Raw genomic sequence first — 15,882 nt, 5'->3', positions numbered from 1 at the left:
GTCACTGGCCCTTGGCCGCCAACCAGGCCAGCAACGGCTCCAGCCCCTCGCCGGTGCGGGCGGAAACTTCGAAGATCCGCGCCTGGGGCGCCACCTGGGAGAGGTTGGCGAGGGCCTCCTCGCGATGGAAGCCCACGGCCTCCGCCAGGTCGATCTTGTTGATCACGATGGCATCGGCTGACTTGAACAGGCCCGGGTACTTGAGCGGCTTGTCCTCGCCCTCGCCCACGGCCGTGAGCGCCAGCCGCAGGCCCTCGCCCAGGTCGAAGGCGGTGGGGCAGACCAGATTGCCCACGTTCTCGATCAGCAGCAGATCCAGGGCCGCCGGATCCAGCTGCTCCAGGGCCCGCGCCACCATCGTGGCCTCAAGGTGGCAGCCCTGGCCGGTGGTGATCTGCACGGCCTCGGCGCCGGCCCGGCGCAAGCGCCGGGCGTCGTTGTCGGTGGCCAGATCGCCCACGATCACGCCCACGGGCCCGCCCGTCCAGCGCTGGCTCACCTGCTCCAGCAGGGCGGTCTTGCCGGAGCCCGGCGCCGAGAGCACGTTCACCACCGTGAGCCCCAGATCCGCGAAGCGCGCTCGGTTGTGGGCCGCCTGGTGGTCGTTTTTGGCCAGCAGCCCCGCCTCCAGCACGAGGGTGCGTCGGGGCGGGGCTGGGGCTGAGACTTTGGCTTCGGTGGGGGCGGGTGTGGGCAGTTCGCCGCAGGAACAGTCGCGGCACATCTCAGGACACCTCCAGGGAGGTGAGCTCCAGCTCACGGCCGCTGAGGATCCGCTGGCTCAAAGCGCCGCAGCTGGGGCAGGCGTAGATCACATCCACCGGCGTGAACTCCCGTTCACACTGGCCGCAGAAGCACACCGTGGGGATCACTTCGAGACGCAACGTTGCGCCCTGGGCCGCCCCCCCCTGCATCACCACCTCGAAGGCGAAGGCCAGTGCGTCGGGGTCCACCCCAGAGAGGCTGCCGATGCGCAGGTGCAGCTGGTGGATGCGCAGCGCCCCCTGGGCCGCCGCCTGCTCTTCCGCCAGGCGGCGCACCTCCTCCATCAGCGCCAGTTCATGCATCGCGATCGAGCCAGCAGCGCAACGCCCGGCGGGCCGGCACCAGCTGGGCGGCGGTGGCCGGCGACAGCTGCTCCCCGAGCTCCAGGCCGTGGGCGGGGACCCGTAGCCACCAGGCCTCTGGCCGCTGGCCGTAGAGGCCCTCGGCCAGCTGCAACAGGGCCTGGGGGGTGCTGTGGTGACTGAAACGGGACGGCGGAGCCGCGGAGAGCTCCAGGGCTTCCAGGGACTCCAGGAGCGGGGCGGCGGCCGCAGAGGCATCAACCCCATCGACCAACCAGGCGTCGATGAACAGCACCCGCGCGCAGGCGGCCAGGCGCGGGGCCAGCTCGGGGGTGAGCTGTGGCACGGCCATCGACTCGACGCCCGAGAGCCCCCAGGCCTCCACCTCCTCGGCCAGGCGCGGGCCCACCCCGTCGTCGCTGCGCAGCCTGTTGCCGATGCCAATCACCAGCTCAACCACGGATCCGCTCCTCCACGAGCGCTCCATCGGCGCCATAGAGCCGCACCTGCAGGGGCATGGAGCCGGCGGCGTGGGTGGAGCAGGAGAGGCAGGGGTCGTAACAGCGGATGCCCGCCTCGACGCGGTTGAGCAGGGCCTCACTGAGATGGGCGCCATCGAGGTAATGGCGGGCGATCTGGGTGACCGTGCGGTTCATGGCACGGTTGTTCTGGCCCGTGGCGATGATCAGGTTCACCTTCTCGATCAGGCCGTTGGCATCCACCCGGTAGTGGTGGAAGAGCGTGCCCCGGGGCGCCTCGCTCACCCCCACGGCCTCGAGGGCATTGACGCTGGCCCGGGCGCGCACGTGGCGCCCCTCGATGCCGGGGTCGTTCAGCAGGGCTTCGATCCCTTCCAGGCAGGCGACGATCTCGATCAGGCGGGCCAGGTGGTAGTACAGCGAGCCGCTCACCACCCGGCCGCCCCGCTGGCGCAATTCGATCAGCTCCCGGTCGGCCCGGGGGGTGCCGATGCGCTCGCAGAGGTTGAGGCGGGCCAGGGGGCCCACCCGGTAACTGCCGGCCTCGGGGCCCAGGGGCTTGTAGTAGGGGAACTTCAGGTAGCTCCAGGGCTCCACCGCCTCGGCGATCACGCTGGCGTAGGCGTCTTCGCTCAGGCCATCGACGAGCACGCTGCCCTCGGCGTTGATGATCCGCAGGCCGCCGCCGTAGTGCTCCCAGCGCCCATCGCTGCCCACCAGGCCCATGAATAGCGACGGGAAGGAGCCGAACACCTCCCGCTCTTCGCCGAGCTTCGTGTCCATCAGTTGCTTGAAGAGGGCGAGGGCCCTTTCGGCGATGGCGAACATCTCCGGCAACTGGCCCAGGACGCGCTCCTTGAGCCCCTCGGCCAGGGGCGCGCGCACCCCGCCGGGCACCGCCCAGGCGGCATGGATCTTGCGGCCCCCGAGGGCTTCGATCAGGGCCTGGCCGAACTGGCGCAGGCGGATGCCGGAGCGGGCCAGTTCGGGGTCGGCGGCGATCAGCCCGAAGACATTGCGCTTGGCGGGATCGGAGTCCCAGCCGAGCAGGAAATCGGGGCTGCTGAGGTGAAAGAACGAGAGGGCATGGGACTGGCAGATCTGGGCCAGGTTCATCAGCCGCCGCAGCTTCTCGGCCGCCGGCGGGATCGTCACCGCCAGGAGCTTGTCGCCGGTTTTGGCGGCCGCCAGCAGATGGCTCACCGGGCAGATGCCGCAGATGCGCGCGGTGATCGCCGCCATCTCGGTGAACGGCCGTCCCTCGCAGAACGTCTCGAAGCCGCGGTACTCCACCACGTGGAAACGGGCCGTCTCCACCTGGCCATCGGCATCCAGGTGAATCGAGATCTTGGCGTGGCCTTCGATGCGCGTGACCGGATCGATCAGGACCGTGCGCGGCTGGTTGGTCTCGGGGTTGGGGATCTCCATCAGCCGAAGCGGATCAGTTCCGCCCCTTCCATCACAGGCCACTCGCCATGGAGCAGGGGCTCCAGGCAGGCGCGGATGCGATCGGCCGAGGGGGGGCAGCCGGGCAGGTAGACATCCACTGGCACCACTTGATGCACGGGCAGCACCTGCTCCAGCAGCTCAGGCACCAGGCCCGGGGCCTGGGGCAGGGCGCCGCTGCCATCGGCCAGCTCCAGGTAGGCCCGGCGCAGCACCGGTTCGCTGCCCCCGAGCATGTTGCGCATGCCGGGGATGTTGGCGGTGATGGCGCAGTCGCCGAACGACACCAGGATGCGCGTGCGCGCGCGCACCTTCAGGATCAGCTCAAGGTTGTCGCGGTTGGCGACGCCCCCTTCCACCAACGCGATGTCGACGCCCTCAGGGTAGACCTTGGTGTCGGAGGCCACGGGGCTGTAGACGACGTTCGCCAGCTCGGCGAACTCCAGCAGCCATTCGTCGAGATCGAGGAACGACATGTGGCAGCCGGAGCAACCGGCCAGCCAGACGGTGGCGACGTTGAGGCGGCTCATGGCGCCCCCCCCTGCTGGCGAGCGCGCACCAGGACCTGGAGCTGTTCGGGGTGCCCCTCCTTTTCCTCAGTCCCGTCGCCCTTGTGGAACAGGGCACCGGTGGGGCAGACCTGCACGCACTTGCCGCAGTCGGTGCAGGCGTCCACCGCCCCCCAGGGCTGATCGAGGCCGGAGATGATCCGGCAGTGCTCGCCGCGCCAGCCCACATCCCAGACGTGGGCCCCCTCCACCTCAGCGCAGACGCGCACGCAACGGGTGCAGAGGATGCAGCGGTTGTGATCGAGGCCGAACAGCGGGTGGGAGAGATCCACCGATCGCGATGGGAAGCGGTAGGGCAGGCGGGAGTGGTCCATGCCCACGGCCACGGCCAGATCCTGCAGTTCGCAGTGGCCGTTGGCCACGCAGATGGCGCAGACGTGGTTGCCCTCGGTGAACAGCAGTTCGATCACGGTGCGGCGCAGCTCCGCCAGGCGGGGGCTGGTGGTGCGGACCACCATGCCTTCGGCCGCGGCCGTGACGCAGGCGGGCTGCAACCGCGAATCGCCGTCGATCTCCACCAGGCAGAGGCGGCAGGCGGCCACCGGGCTCAGCCCCTCCAGGTGGCAGAGGGTGGGGATGGCGCTGCCCCCGGCGCGGGCCGCCTCCAGCAGGGTGGCGCCGCTGGCCGTGGCGACGCTGCGGCCATCGATCGTGAGCGTGATCACCGTCATGGGACAGCGCTCGCCTTGGGCTGCAGCAGGGCGAGGAAGTCGCCGCGGAAATGGCGCAGGGCGCTGAGCACCGGCCTCGGGGCGCTCTGGCCCAGGCCGCAGAGGCTGGTGTCGGCGACCATGTGGCAGAGCGATTCGAGCTGCTCGAGATCAGCGGCGGTGGCGCGCCGCTCCAGGTGTTTGCGCAGCAGATCGTGCAGCTGCACCGTGCCGGCGCGGCAGGGCACGCACTTGCCGCAGGATTCCTCCCGGCAGAAGCCCATGAAGAAGGCCGCCAGGTCCACCATGTCGGTGGTCGCATCGAGCACCACCATGCCGCCGGAGCCCATGATCGTGCCCAGTTCCTTGAGCGATTCGTAGTCCACCGGCGTGTCCAGATGCTTCGCCGGTACGCAGCCGCCCGACGGGCCGCCGGTCTGGACGGCCTTGATGGGAACGCCGCCGGGGGCGCCGCCGCCCATCTGCTCGACCACCGTCGCCAGGGGGGTGCCCATGGGCACCTCCAGCACCCCGGCCAGGCGCACGTGGCCGGTGAGCGAGAACACCTTGGTGCCGGCGCTGGTGGGGGTGCCGATGGCGGCGAACCAGTCGGCGCCTTCCCGCAGGATCGGCACCACGTTGGCGAAGGTCTCGACGTTGTTGATCAAGGTGGGGCGGCCCCAGAGGCCATGCTCCGCTGGGTAGGGGGGGCGTGGCCGCGGCGTGCCCCGGCCGCCCTCGATCGAATGGAGCAGCGCCGTCTCCTCGCCGCACACGTAAGCCCCGGCGCCCACCCGCAGCTCGATGGCGACATCGCCGAGCAGATCGCGCCCGCTGGCCTGCTCGATCGCCCGGCGCAGGTGGGCGATCGCCAGCTCGTACTCGGCGCGGATGTAGATGAAGCCCAGACGGGCGCCGACGGCGTAGGCGGCGATCGCCATCCCCTCCAGCACCCGGTGGGGATCGCCTTCCAGCACGGTGCGGTCCATGAAGGCGCCGGGGTCCCCCTCGTCGGCGTTGCAGACCACCACTTTCTCGGGGCCTGGCCTCCCGGCCACGCTCTGCCACTTCAGGCCGGTGGGGTAGCCGGCGCCTCCGCGTCCGCGCAGGCCGCTGCGGCGGATCCGCTCGATCACGGCCTCGGGACTTGAGCTGGCAACGGCCCGCTTGAGTTGCACGTAGGCGCCCGCCGCGATCGCCTCATCGATGGATTCGGGGTCGATCCGGCCACAGTTCTCCAGGACGATGCGCCGCTGAAGCCGGAAGAAGGGATGGAGCTGATCGAATCGTTGGGCGGCCTGCGGCTCCCAGCTGTCCAGGCGGACCGCCGCGAGGGCCTCGACCAGGCTGTCGGCATCAGCGCGCGTCACGCCGCCAAAGATCACACTTCCCTGCCGCGCACCACCGGGATCAAGGGCCAGCAAGGGACCGGCACCGCAGGGCCCCAGGCAGCCCACCCGGCGCAGGCGCAGCCGCCCGGCCAGGCCCCGTTCGGCCAGGGACGTCTCCAGGTGCGAGCGGATCGCTTCGCTGCCGCAGGCGCGGCAGCCCGCCGCCGAGCAGAGCCGCGCCTGCGCTGGGACGGCCGTCGCCCCAGGCCCGCTCATCGCGGCAGCCCCCCCAGTCCCTGCTGGAGGGAGGCCGCGTTCTGGTGGGTCCAGACGACACCGTCCACCACCACCAGGGGGGCGCCGCCGCAGGTGCCCAGACAGCGCACGCGGCTCAGCTCCAACCCCGCCCCACCATCGCCTTCCAGCACGGCCAGCAGGCGATCGGCGCCCTTCACATGGCAGGCGGTACCCGTGCAGACCACCAGCTGATGGGCGGCCGGCGCCTGGAAGCGAAACAGGTGGTAAAAACTAGCGGTGCCGTAGACGCTGCTCAGGGGCAAGACCAGTTCTGACGCCAGGTGAGCCAACAGTGGTTTGCTCAGGTGGCCGTAGAGCTCCTGGGCGCGGTTGAGCAGTTCAATCAGGGCCGAAGCCTGGCCGTTGCGGTCGCGCAGGCAAGGCTCCAGTTCCGCGAAAGTCTCGGTGCTGGCTTCGGTCTCGGCATCGCTCACGGCCTGGTCCCGAGGTTCTTTCACCTTAAGTAGATCCAATGGGGTGAACCGCTGCCGCTTCACAGGGCTAGAACGTGGTCAGCCGCTCGCCTGCGTCGCCATGGCTTCGTTCACGATCACCCTCGAAGACGGTCGCAGCTTCAGCTGTGGCGACGATCAATACATCCTTGATGCCGCCGAGGAAAAAGGCATCGATCTGCCCTCCTCCTGCCGCGCCGGCGCCTGCAGCACCTGCGCGGGCAAGGTGCTCGCCGGCAGCGTCGACCAGGCCGACCAGAGCTTCCTCGACGACGACCAGATCGGCCAGGGCTTTGCGCTGCTCTGCGTCAGTTACCCGCTGGCCGACTGCACGATTCGCGCGGCGGTGCAGGCGGATCTGTGAAGGCCGCGCCCATCCCCGGGGGGCTCAGGGCTTGGGAGGGGGCTTCTGGGGCAGCACCTGATCGACACATTCAGTGGTGGCGTAGCGGCGGTTGGTGGTGCAGGTCTGCAACTGGATCAGTTCGCCGCTGACGCGGTTGGTGGTGGTGCAGGTTTCGACCGTCCAGGCTTCGGCGCCGCTGAAGGGATCGCGGTGGGTGGCCTCCCGGCGGCAGCTGGTGGTGGGCTGGCCAAGGGCCCCGGCAGGGGAGAGCACCAAGAGACCGACCAACGGCAGGGCCGCCAGGGGCAGGGCAGCCCCCAGGCACCGGGTGAGGAGGGAACTGGTTTCAGGCCTTTGGGCTTTGGCCCAGGGCCGCTGGCAAAAGTCCATGGGCAGCGAGTCGTCGCCGGGCGTCCGTGATCGCCTGAGTCTGGCCGACATGGGTGCCCAGCACCGCCGTGGCAGTGATCAGCCCCGCCATGGACCACTCCAGGACTGATCCGTCCAGTCGATCGGGCAGGGAGCGGCGCAGGCAATCGCGCACCTGACGCTCCAGCTGATCCGGCGGGGCGCTCGGATCAAGGAAGGCCAGGCACTCGAGGCTGGCCGACGGATGACCCAGGGCCCCATAACCCAGGCCCGCGATCCCCAGGCCCACCAGCAGGCCCACGGAGGCACCGATCATCGGCGTGAGTGTGCGCCGGCTGAAGGCGTAATAGAGCTGCGGGGCGAGACCGACCACAGGCAGGTTCTGGGCGAGGGCCCAGAGCCAGGTGGTACGGGGGCGTTCCCGCGCCCGGAGCTGGTAGGCCGCCGTCGCCTCGGGTGTGCTCATCGGGGCGCAGGAGGGAACTTCAGGCTGGCAGGCATGGTTGATGGCGAAGGTGTGTGCCCATGGCGGTGGGGCCGTGGAGCCGCTGCTGACCAGGGGCATGAAGGCCTGCCCACTTCTCCGTTGGCCAGGTGTGTCTCAGTCAGCACTGATTGAGACGGCGGGCACCATGCCCTGGCTATCGGGGCTGAGTCTCCCGGCCTGGTTGGCTCCCCTGGTGCGGCCCCGTGGGGTGGCGGGATGAAGCGTTGATGGCTGACTTGCAGAATGCCCCTGGCTAGTCTCATCGCCTGGTCACGCCTGAGCCCCTGACGTTGTATGCCTGCTTCATCCGAATCGGAATTCCTGCGTCGTGGTGGTGAGAGGAAACGCTTGCCGGAAGCCTTTGATCGAATCCTGGCCGAGTTCTCCGAGCCGGGAAAGAAGTCCCATGTGGGACGGCTGTGGGATCTGAGCTCGCAGGGTGCTTGCATGATTCTTCTTGGTCGGGTAGTGATCCAAGAAAACACGATTGGATCCTTGACGTTTCGCAGTGTTGACACCCTGCAGGAGCAGACCCAGTTGGCTGAGGTGTGTTGGACCTATGCCCAGGAGAACACGACCATGATCGGGTTCGTGTTCGGTTCAACTCTGCCTGCATCAGGCCATTTTCTGTCGCCCTATCTTTGAATGATTTCTGAGATAATTTTGTCAGAAAGCGAGGCCGTGATAAAGATTGTTGTATGCCTTATGCCGCCTCTTAACGGCAATCATTGACTTTGCTCAGCAGATCTGTTCTTTATGCATTGATTGGCATGGAGCGTGACATGAATCGGGTGGGGGAAGCCGAGCAATCCCTTCCCGTAGCGGGGACTGAGAGTGGAAGGTCCATCATGTTCGACGATCGATTCAATCAACGGATCCTTGCCACGCCGCTTGACGGCTTGAACCTCGGCAACCGCCAGCTGGTCTGATCCCTTGCCGCTAGCCTCAGGGAGCTCAGCGGCTTGACGGCGTCCGATCGATGGCCTAGAGGACCCTGGGTTCGTCGAAGCTGGGATGGCGCACCGTTGAGATTCGATTCTCGGTGGCGGCCTCCATGGCCCACAGGAAGCCAGTGAAAAAGGCCCACCTGGATTGATTCACGCCCCCTGTGTGATTCGAACACACGACCGGCTGCTTAGAAGGCAGCTGCTCTATCCAGCTGAGCTAAGGGAGCAGGACTCCAAGCAAGGAGCTGCATCATTGGAGCTAGCTCATGGCGCCAGCCCCTTCGCAGCCTTGACCGCTGCATTGGCTTCAGTGTAAGTCCTGCAGAGGGGGTGGGATCGCTTCGCCGTGGTTCTAGCGGTTGATGGGCGATGAACCTTCCCAGTGATCTACCTCCGCGGCGACATAATTGTGATCCCCTTCCCTCCTCCCTCGCAGTCATTGCGGCGGAATGCACTGTTCCTAGGCAACGCGCCACCTTAGACCAAATCTGAGATCTCCGTTCAACGGCGCTCTGTCTGCAGGTCCATGTCGATGGGCCCATCAGGACCAACATCCTTGGATCTCTCTTGATCCCCCATCAGCTCAAGCACGGAACCGTGACCATCGGGGCTCAGGTGGGCTGGGCGAGACCCTCCGGGCAGGTCACCTTCCTTGGGATCGTCGTCGCCGGAGCGTTGCTGGGTCGCGGATCCCTTCCCGACGATGACAGGGAGACAGCCTGGGTGGACCAAAGGCGGAAGAACCGTGAAGATGGGCTGATCTGAGCCCGCAGCGCCCTCACCATGACCGGTTCAGGGCCAGAAATCCCCCGTCGCCACAAGCGGTATCTCCTCCCGTCGTCCATGGCTGTGGTGGCTGGAGATTTCAGTCCCAGCGATGGGGGGGAAACCCTCGAGGGCAAGCTCTGGGACATCAGTCCCCTGGGAACCTGTCTGGTGGTGCCGATCGCCCGTGCCGTCGTGGTGGGGGACCGTGGTGCTCTGCGGATCGTTGATCCCCACAGCGAGGCTGAACTGACCCTGGCGGTGGAGGTGCGCTGGATCGAGCCCGCGCCCCAGGTGACTTTCATGGGCCTGGTCTTCAGCAGCGGACGCTTCCCCAAAAGCAGCTTCCTGGAGCCCTACTTCAAGACCTCCTGGGTGGATGCCATGAAGGTGCGTCGGCTCGACGACCTGCGCTAACCGGGGGCCCCAAGACTCAAACTCCTCAGGCCCCTAGAATGGTTGGCTGCGCGGATCTGGTTCATGGCGGTCAACCGGCTCAGCGACAGCCAAAAACAGCACCTGGTGGCTCGCTACCGGGACGGTGAGAGCTTCCAGTCCCTGGCCGAGGCCTACGGCTGCAGCCCCAACACCGTCAGCCGGGTGGTCAAGGCGGCCCTGGATCCTGACACCTACGCCGCCATCAAGCAGCAGCGTTCCCGGGGGGCGGCGGCCCCAGAGACGGACCAGCTGGCGCCGGTGGCCGTGGACCCCTTGCCGGAGCCCGAACCCGTGACCCTGACCCCTGATGTCCTGGAGGACGCCTTGGATCCTTCCGGGGAGGGGGGGGGCGACCAGCACCGGGTGCTCGCCATCGATGACGCCGATGATTTCGGCGATGACGGCCAGGACGATCCTGATCTGGAGAGCGATGACGAGGGCGAACCTTTCGAGGCCAACGAGTTCGTGACCGTGGCCGTGGATCTGACGATCGAGGACCGGCCCCCCGCGGCACCCCAGCCGCTCACCGCTGACGCCTTGCCCAGCAGCGTCTACCTGCTGGTGGACAAAACCGTGGAGCTGCAGGCACGGCCGCTCACGGATTTCCCGGAGCTGGGCGCCCTCAGCGCCGATGAGAGTGGGCGCCAGGCCCTGGTGGTCTTCGCCAACCCACGCCAGGCCAAGCGCCACTGCGGTCGCAGCCAGCGGGTGATCAAGGTGCCCGACAGCGGGGTGCTGGAGCGCACGGCCCCCTACCTGCTCTCCCAGGGCATCAGCCGCCTGGTGCTGGAGGGGTCCCTCTACGCGTTGCCCGGCTCCTGATCGTGGTCTGTGGCCGATCCCGGCAACAACAGGGCAGCGCTGGCGCCACCGCTGATCACCCCCACCACCAGGGCCAGGCCCACCAGGAAGCCGCTGGGCAGCGGTGCCACGTTGCGGCCCAGCCCCAAGTTCAGGCTGGGGCGGTCATGGAGGTTCTGGGCCCCCAGACACAGGATCAACAGCAGCAGAAGACCACCGCCGGCGCTGGCGAGCAGCAGGCGCAGACGCAGCAGCATCAGGGTTCTTCGCTCCGGTGTAGCAAACCGTAGAGGCTCCGGCGCGAGAGGCCCCGGACCTCCGCTAACTGACGGGCCGCATCCCGGGGGCTGGCCCCCGCCGCCACCCGGCGCTGCAGCTCCGCCAACAGCTCCTGCTCATCGGGGGCTTCCTCGATCAGCGGCGGTGCCCCGCCCAGCACCAGGGTGCATTCCCCGAGGGGTGCGGTCACCCTGAAATGGGCCAGGGCGGCGGCCACCGTGGGGCCGATCTGCTGTTCGTGGCGCTTGGTGAGCTCCCGGGCCACCTGCAACGGCCGGTCTCCGAGCATTTCGAGCAGATCCTCCAGCAGATCCTCCAGCCGGTGGGGGGCCTCATAGAGCACGAGGGTGCGCGGCTCTGCCGCCAGCTCCTTCAGCCGCGCCCTTCGCGGGTTGCGCTTGGGCGGCAGAAAGCCCTCGAAGCAGAAGCGGCCACTGGGCAGGCCGCTGCTCACCAGGGCGGTGGTCACGGCGCAGGGGCCTGGAACGCAGATCACCGTGCGGCCGGCCGCCCGCGCCGCCGCCACCAGCTCCTCGCCCGGATCGCAGATCCCCGGCAGGCCGGCATCGCTGATCAAGGCCAGTCGCTCGCCCCGCTCCAGGGCCTCCAGCAGCTGGGGGATACGGGCCAGGCGGTTGTGCTCATGGAAGCTGAGCAGCTTGGAGCGGATGCCGAAGCCCGCCAGCAGCAGCCCGCTGCGGCGGGTGTCCTCGCAGGCGATGCGGTCCACACCGGCGAGCACCTTGAGGGCCCGGGGGGAGAGGTCGTCGCGGTTACCGATCGGCGTGCCCACCAGATAGAGGACGCCGGCGGCGGGTTCAGGTTCCTGCACAATGCACCTCGCGGGCGGTTGGTCGTCCCGATGCCCCTTTTCGTCGTTCCATGATGCCGGCCACCGCGATCCTGCCCCCCGACGTTGAGCCTGAGGGGTTGTTCCGGGAGTTACGTCGGTTGAGCTGGGGCGCTGCGGACATCCTGCGGGCCTATGCCCGCGGCGAGCAGCCTCCCCATGGCTTCCCCCGTGCTCTGGGCGTGGAGGAGGGCGGCGAGGGGCCCGTATCGGCGGCGGATCTGGCGGTGAACAGCTGGTTGCTGGAGGGACTCGCCGCCGCCTTCCCGCAGACCGACTGGACCGTGCTCAGCGAGGAGACCGCTGGCGCGCAGCTGCGGGCGGGCGAACCCTTGCCCGCCGAGTGGCTGTGGATCCTCGATCCCCTCGATGGCACGAAGGATTTCCTGCAGGGCACCGGTGAGTACGCCGTGCATCTGGCCCTGGTGAAGGACCATCGCCCGGTGCTGGGGGTGGTGCTGCTGCCCGAACCTGAGGAGCTCTGGATCGGCTGGATCGGCGCCGATGGCAACGGCCGCGCCTGGCGGGAGGACCGCTCCGGCGAACAGTTCCCACCGGCCCTGAGCCGCCGCAGCCTGCTGAGGGAGCTGGTGCTGGTGGCCAGCCGCAATCACCGCGACGAGAGGCTGGAGCACCTTCTCGAGGCCCTGGCCCTGGGCGACACCAGGGCGATCGGCAGCGTGGGCGGCAAGGTGGCCACGATTCTGCGGGGCGAAGCCGACCTCTACATCTCCCTCTCCGGCAGGAGTGCCCCCAAGGACTGGGACATGGCGGCTCCCGAAGCGGTGTTGAGGGCCGCCGGTGGGGCCTTCACCCATGCCGATGGCCGCCCCCTCTCCTACAACGATGGCGACGTGCGCCAGGCCGGCTGTCTGATCGCCAGCCATGGCGTCAGCCACGGGGCCCTCTCTGATCGGGCCTTGGCGGCGCTGGCCGTGATTGATCCGGGCTTCGCGGTGTAGCCAGCGGAGGGTCCCAGGGCTGGCGGTGGCCCAGCCCTGGGGAGGGTGGGACCTAAGCCGTGACAGCCACGGGCTCGTCCTGGTCGACGCCGCGCAGGGTGAGGTTGATGCGGCCGCGGTTGTCGATCTCGCGCACGCGCACACGCACCTGATCGCCCACCTTGACCACGTCTTCCACCTTCTCCACCCGAGCCTCGGAGAGCTGGGAGATGTGGATCATCCCTTCTTTGCCGGGGAGGATCTCCACGAAGGCGCCGATCGGGATCACGCGGGTGACGTGACCGCTGAACTGCTCCCCTTCGCTGACGCGGCGGGTGAGGCCTTCGATGATCCGCTGGGCTTCCTCAGCGGCGGCACCGTCGTGGCTGGCAATCGTGACGATGCCGCCATCCTCGATGTCGATCTTGGTGTTGGTCCGCTCGGTGATGCCCTTGATCGTGCGGCCCCCGGGTCCGATCACGGTGCCGATCAATTCCGGGTCGATGCGGAAGCTGAGCAGCCGCGGGGCGTGGGGGGAGAGGATTTCTCGCGGCTTGTCGATCGCCTCGAGCATCTTGCCGAGGATGTGCAGCCGGGCCGGGCGGGCCTGGTTGACGGCTTCAGCGATGGTCTTGACCGCCAGGCCGCTGATCTTCATGTCCATCTGCAGGGCGGTGATGCCCTTCTCGGTGCCGGCGACCTTGAAATCCATGTCGCCGAGGAAGTCCTCAATGCCCTGGATGTCGGTGAGGATCCGCACCTCCTCGCCCTCCTTGATCAGGCCCATGGCGGCGCCGCCGACGGGGGCCTTCAGGGGCACGCCCGCATCCAGCAGCGCCAGGGTGCTGCCGCACACCGAGGCCATGGACGTGGAGCCGTTGGAGCTCAGGCACTCCGACACCACCCGCAGCACGTAGGGGAAGCTCTCCTTGGAGGGCAGCACGGGCACCAGGGCCCGTTCGGCCAGGGCACCGTGGCCGATCTCGCGGCGGCCGGGGGAACGCATGGGCCGGGTTTCACCCACCGAGTAAGGGGGGAAGTTGTAGTGGTGCAGGTAGGTTTTCTCGCTGGACGGGTTGAGGTCGTCAAGCTCCTGGGCATCGCTGGGGGTACCGAGGGTGGCAGTGGAGAGCACCTGGGTGAGCCCCCGCTGGAACAGGCCGGAACCATGCACGCGCTTGGGCAGCACGCTCACGGCGGCGCTGATCGGGCGCACCTGGTCGAGGTCGCGGCCATCGACGCGCTTACCCTCGTTGACGATCTGGGCACGCATCAGCTTCTTGGTGACGCCCTTGTAGGTGTTGCCCAAGGCCTTGCCAGCCGCGGCCAGGCGGATCGGGTCGTCCTCCTTGAGGGCGGCGATGGTTTCGGCCACCTCGGCCTTGATCGCATCGAGCTTGGCGTCGCGTTCGCCCTTGGTGAGCTCGAACTGCTTGAGCACCCCGCGGATGCCCTCACCGGCCTGCTGCTCGATGTAAGTGGGCAGGGCGGGATCTTCGCTCTTGGGCTCGGGCAGCACCTGCTCGATGCCCAGATCGGCCAGCAGTTGCTGCTGGGCCTTGATCAGCTCGCCCACGGCCTCGTAGCCGAAGTCGATCGCCTCAATCACATCCTGCTCGGGCAGCTGGTTGGCGCCCGCTTCCACCATCACCACGCCATCGGGGGTGCCGGCGACCACCAGGTCGAGTTCGCTGCGCTCGATCTCGCGGTAGCTGGGGTTGAGGATGAAGTCGTCGCCGAGGAGGCCGACGCGCACGGCGGCCATGGGGCCCTTGAAGGGCATGCGGGCCAGGAGGCAGGCGATCGAGGCACCGGTGACGGCCAGCACATCAGGCGGCACCCGCTCATCGAGGGAGAGGGTGGTGGCGACCACCTGGATGTCGTCCCGCAGCCAGGAGGGGAACAGGGGCCGCAGGGGGCGATCGATCAGACGCGTGGTGAGGATCGCCCGTTCGGGGGGGCGGGCCTCGCGGCGGAAGAAGCTGCCGGGGATGCGACCGGCGGCGTACAGCCGCTCTTCGTAGTCACAGGTGAGCGGGAGGAAATCGATGCCTTCGCGGCCCTTGGCGCGGGTGGCGGTGACCAGCACGGAGGTATCACCGCATTCAATAAGGACCGAACCCCCGGCCTGGGGGGCATACAACCCTGTGGTCAGCCGGATCTCCCGACCATCGAAGGAGACCGTCTGAATGTGTCCTGACACGTGCGCTTATGTCCGTTTTTTGTCAAATGGCATTCTCGCATTCGGTGCGCACACCTCCTGGGGCAGGGGGCCCAGGGGTGTGGCGCGGGAGGTCGGGGCGCAAAAAAGGGGCCCCTGGCGGGACCCCCCTTGGCGCGCCCTGGTGGGGGCAGCCGCCGGCTGAATCACCAGCTGGATTTGGTGACGCCGGGCAGGAGCCCCTTGTGGGCCCGCTCCCGCAGCTGGTTGCGGCACAGGCCGAAATCGCGGTAGTAGCCGCGGGGTTTGCCAGTGGCCCAGCAACGGTTGCGCACGCGGTTGGGGGCGCTGTTGCGGGGCAGGCCCTGGATCTTGCGGTGGATCTCCAGGCGCGCCATCGGATCAGCCGCTGCCCCGAAGGCCTCCATCAGCGCAGCGCGCTTGGCCGAGAAGCGCTCGACCATCTTCTTGCGCTTCACATCACGCGCGATCATCGACTTCTTCGCCATGCGGCTGTGTTCGGGTAGCAGGAGATAGCCGAGCTTACCGCCTGGCCGGATGGCTCGGGCAGAGGTCCTCGATCGGGCAGCCGTCGCAGGCGGGCTTGCGGGCGTTGCAGACGGCGCGGCCGTGGAAGATCAGCCGGATCGAGAACAATTCCCACATCGGCTGGGGCAGCAGCTTCATCAGCTCCGGCTCGATCCGGCGGGGATCGCTCTGTTTGGTCAGACCCAGGCGGTTGCTGAGCCGTTTCACGTGAGTGTCCACCGTGACGCCGGCGTTGATGCCGAAGGCATGGGCCAGAACCACGTTGGCGGTCTTGCGCGCCACGCCGGGCAGCTCCAACAGCTCCTCCATCGAGGCCGGCACCGCACCGCCGTGGCGCTCCATCAGCAGGCGCGAGCTGGCGACGATGTTCTTGGCCTTGTTGCGAAAGAAGCCCGTGGATTTCACGTAGGGCTCCACATCGAGGCCGGTCACGGCGGCGGCGGCGGCGGCATCGGGGAAGCGCTCGAACAGGGCCGGGGTGACCTTGTTGACGCGTTCATCGGTGCACTGGGCCGAGAGCATGGTCGCCACCAGCAGCTCCCAGGGGGTGCGCCAATCAAGCGAGCAGGTGGCGTCGGGGTAGAGCTCCCCCAGCCGCGCCAAGATCAGCGGGGCCCGGGTGCGGGCACTGGGGAAACGGGGCATGGGCTGGTCGGGG

At 68.2% G+C, this 15,882-nt stretch carries 20 protein-coding genes and 1 tRNA gene; 5 read left to right on the top strand and 16 right to left on the bottom strand.

Going from position 1 to position 15,882, the window contains the following annotated elements; genetic code table 11:
- Position 1 precedes the first annotated feature (1 nt).
- From hypB to KBY88_RS03200, 8 genes are read right to left on the bottom strand one after another with little or no spacing between them, the layout of a single operon-like run.
- Positions 2 to 724 (bottom strand): hydrogenase nickel incorporation protein HypB, encoded by a 723-nt coding sequence (gene hypB, locus KBY88_RS03235; RefSeq protein WP_254938430.1) that lies wholly within the window; start codon positions 722 to 724, stop codon positions 2 to 4.
- A gap of 1 nt (position 725) precedes the next feature.
- Positions 726 to 1,049, bottom strand: a complete 324-nt coding sequence (hypA, locus tag KBY88_RS03230) for a hydrogenase maturation nickel metallochaperone HypA (protein WP_396102417.1) — start codon at positions 1,047 to 1,049, stop codon at positions 726 to 728.
- A 10-nt stretch (positions 1,050 to 1,059) separates the two neighbouring features.
- Positions 1,060 to 1,527: a hydrogenase maturation protease gene (locus KBY88_RS03225; protein WP_254938428.1), complete on the bottom strand. Its 468-nt coding sequence runs from the start codon at positions 1,525 to 1,527 to the stop codon at positions 1,060 to 1,062.
- Entirely contained in the window at positions 1,520 to 2,974 is a 1,455-nt protein-coding gene (locus KBY88_RS03220) for a Ni/Fe hydrogenase subunit alpha (protein ID WP_254938427.1), read from the bottom strand. Before KBY88_RS03220 ends, KBY88_RS03225 begins: the two co-directional genes overlap by 8 nt.
- The gene (locus KBY88_RS03215; protein WP_254938426.1) at positions 2,974 to 3,522 is read right to left on the bottom strand and encodes an NADH-quinone oxidoreductase subunit B family protein; all 549 of its coding nucleotides are present in this window, start codon (positions 3,520 to 3,522) and stop codon (positions 2,974 to 2,976) included. The genes KBY88_RS03220 and KBY88_RS03215 overlap by 1 nt, the downstream gene beginning before the upstream one ends.
- The gene (hoxU, locus tag KBY88_RS03210; protein WP_254938425.1) at positions 3,519 to 4,232 is read right to left on the bottom strand and encodes a bidirectional hydrogenase complex protein HoxU; all 714 of its coding nucleotides are present in this window, start codon (positions 4,230 to 4,232) and stop codon (positions 3,519 to 3,521) included. Before hoxU ends, KBY88_RS03215 begins: the two co-directional genes overlap by 4 nt.
- Positions 4,229 to 5,818 (bottom strand): NuoF family protein, encoded by a 1,590-nt coding sequence (locus tag KBY88_RS03205; RefSeq protein ID WP_254938424.1) that lies wholly within the window; start codon positions 5,816 to 5,818, stop codon positions 4,229 to 4,231. Before KBY88_RS03205 ends, hoxU begins: the two co-directional genes overlap by 4 nt.
- Positions 5,815 to 6,273 carry an NAD(P)H-dependent oxidoreductase subunit E gene (locus tag KBY88_RS03200; protein WP_254938423.1) on the bottom strand — a complete coding sequence of 153 codons (459 nt, stop codon included), beginning with the start codon at positions 6,271 to 6,273 and terminating at the stop codon, positions 5,815 to 5,817. Before KBY88_RS03200 ends, KBY88_RS03205 begins: the two co-directional genes overlap by 4 nt.
- Positions 6,274 to 6,373: 100 nt before the next feature.
- On the opposite strand from KBY88_RS03200, the gene KBY88_RS03195 reads away from it, so the two are divergent.
- Entirely contained in the window at positions 6,374 to 6,655 is a 282-nt protein-coding gene (locus KBY88_RS03195) for a 2Fe-2S iron-sulfur cluster-binding protein (RefSeq protein ID WP_254938422.1), read from the top strand.
- A 24-nt stretch (positions 6,656 to 6,679) separates the two neighbouring features.
- Here KBY88_RS03195 and KBY88_RS03190 read toward each other — a convergent pair whose 3' ends face one another.
- Positions 6,680 to 6,913, bottom strand: coding sequence for a hypothetical protein (locus KBY88_RS03190; protein ID WP_254938421.1), 234 nt, complete (start codon positions 6,911 to 6,913; stop codon positions 6,680 to 6,682).
- 70 nt (positions 6,914 to 6,983) lie between these two features.
- Positions 6,984 to 7,472 (bottom strand): hypothetical protein, encoded by a 489-nt coding sequence (locus tag KBY88_RS03185; RefSeq protein WP_254938420.1) that lies wholly within the window; start codon positions 7,470 to 7,472, stop codon positions 6,984 to 6,986.
- Positions 7,473 to 7,787: 315 nt separating this feature from the next.
- On the opposite strand from KBY88_RS03185, the gene KBY88_RS03180 reads away from it, so the two are divergent.
- Positions 7,788 to 8,138 (top strand): PilZ domain-containing protein, encoded by a 351-nt coding sequence (locus KBY88_RS03180; protein ID WP_254938419.1) that lies wholly within the window; start codon positions 7,788 to 7,790, stop codon positions 8,136 to 8,138.
- Between the two features lie 455 nt (positions 8,139 to 8,593).
- On the opposite strand, the gene KBY88_RS03175 is transcribed toward KBY88_RS03180, so the two are convergent.
- A tRNA-Arg gene (locus tag KBY88_RS03175) sits at positions 8,594 to 8,667 on the bottom strand.
- Between the two features lie 556 nt (positions 8,668 to 9,223).
- Between KBY88_RS03175 and KBY88_RS03170 the strand changes: the two genes are divergently transcribed.
- A complete protein-coding gene (locus KBY88_RS03170) occupies positions 9,224 to 9,622 on the top strand; it encodes a PilZ domain-containing protein (RefSeq protein ID WP_254938418.1) in 399 nt (132 codons plus the stop codon).
- Positions 9,623 to 9,685: 63 nt separating this feature from the next.
- Positions 9,686 to 10,465, top strand: a complete 780-nt coding sequence (locus KBY88_RS03165; protein ID WP_254938417.1) for a helix-turn-helix domain-containing protein — start codon at positions 9,686 to 9,688, stop codon at positions 10,463 to 10,465.
- Here the strand turns inward: KBY88_RS03165 and KBY88_RS03160 are convergent.
- Positions 10,444 to 10,701: a hypothetical protein gene (locus tag KBY88_RS03160; protein WP_254938416.1), complete on the bottom strand. Its 258-nt coding sequence runs from the start codon at positions 10,699 to 10,701 to the stop codon at positions 10,444 to 10,446. The two genes, KBY88_RS03165 and KBY88_RS03160, sit on opposite strands and share 22 nt — an antisense overlap.
- Positions 10,701 to 11,555 carry a 16S rRNA (cytidine(1402)-2'-O)-methyltransferase gene (gene rsmI / locus KBY88_RS03155; RefSeq protein ID WP_254938415.1) on the bottom strand — a complete coding sequence of 285 codons (855 nt, stop codon included), beginning with the start codon at positions 11,553 to 11,555 and terminating at the stop codon, positions 10,701 to 10,703. The genes KBY88_RS03160 and rsmI overlap by 1 nt, the downstream gene beginning before the upstream one ends.
- A gap of 50 nt (positions 11,556 to 11,605) precedes the next feature.
- Between rsmI and KBY88_RS03150 the strand changes: the two genes are divergently transcribed.
- The gene (locus KBY88_RS03150) at positions 11,606 to 12,535 is read left to right on the top strand and encodes a 3'(2'),5'-bisphosphate nucleotidase CysQ (protein WP_254938414.1); all 930 of its coding nucleotides are present in this window, start codon (positions 11,606 to 11,608) and stop codon (positions 12,533 to 12,535) included.
- A 52-nt stretch (positions 12,536 to 12,587) separates the two neighbouring features.
- Here the strand turns inward: KBY88_RS03150 and KBY88_RS03145 are convergent, their stop codons facing one another.
- The 3 genes from KBY88_RS03145 to nth all read right to left on the bottom strand — a co-directional run bounded on the left by KBY88_RS03145 (position 12,588) and on the right by nth (position 15,869).
- Positions 12,588 to 14,717, bottom strand: a complete 2,130-nt coding sequence (locus KBY88_RS03145) for a polyribonucleotide nucleotidyltransferase (RefSeq protein ID WP_254938413.1) — start codon at positions 14,715 to 14,717, stop codon at positions 12,588 to 12,590.
- Positions 14,718 to 14,881: 164 nt separating this feature from the next.
- Positions 14,882 to 15,184, bottom strand: coding sequence for a 30S ribosomal protein S14 (gene rpsN, locus KBY88_RS03140; RefSeq protein WP_254938412.1), 303 nt, complete (start codon positions 15,182 to 15,184; stop codon positions 14,882 to 14,884).
- Positions 15,185 to 15,218: 34 nt separating this feature from the next.
- Positions 15,219 to 15,869: an endonuclease III gene (nth, locus tag KBY88_RS03135; RefSeq protein WP_254938411.1), complete on the bottom strand. Its 651-nt coding sequence runs from the start codon at positions 15,867 to 15,869 to the stop codon at positions 15,219 to 15,221.
- Between the last annotated feature and the right edge of the window lie 13 nt (positions 15,870 to 15,882).

The sequence above is a fragment of the Cyanobium sp. Morenito 9A2 genome (assembly GCF_024345575.1).
Taxonomy (GTDB): domain Bacteria; phylum Cyanobacteriota; class Cyanobacteriia; order PCC-6307; family Cyanobiaceae; genus ATX-6F1.
This window is presented reverse-complemented; position numbering and strand designations above follow the sequence as displayed.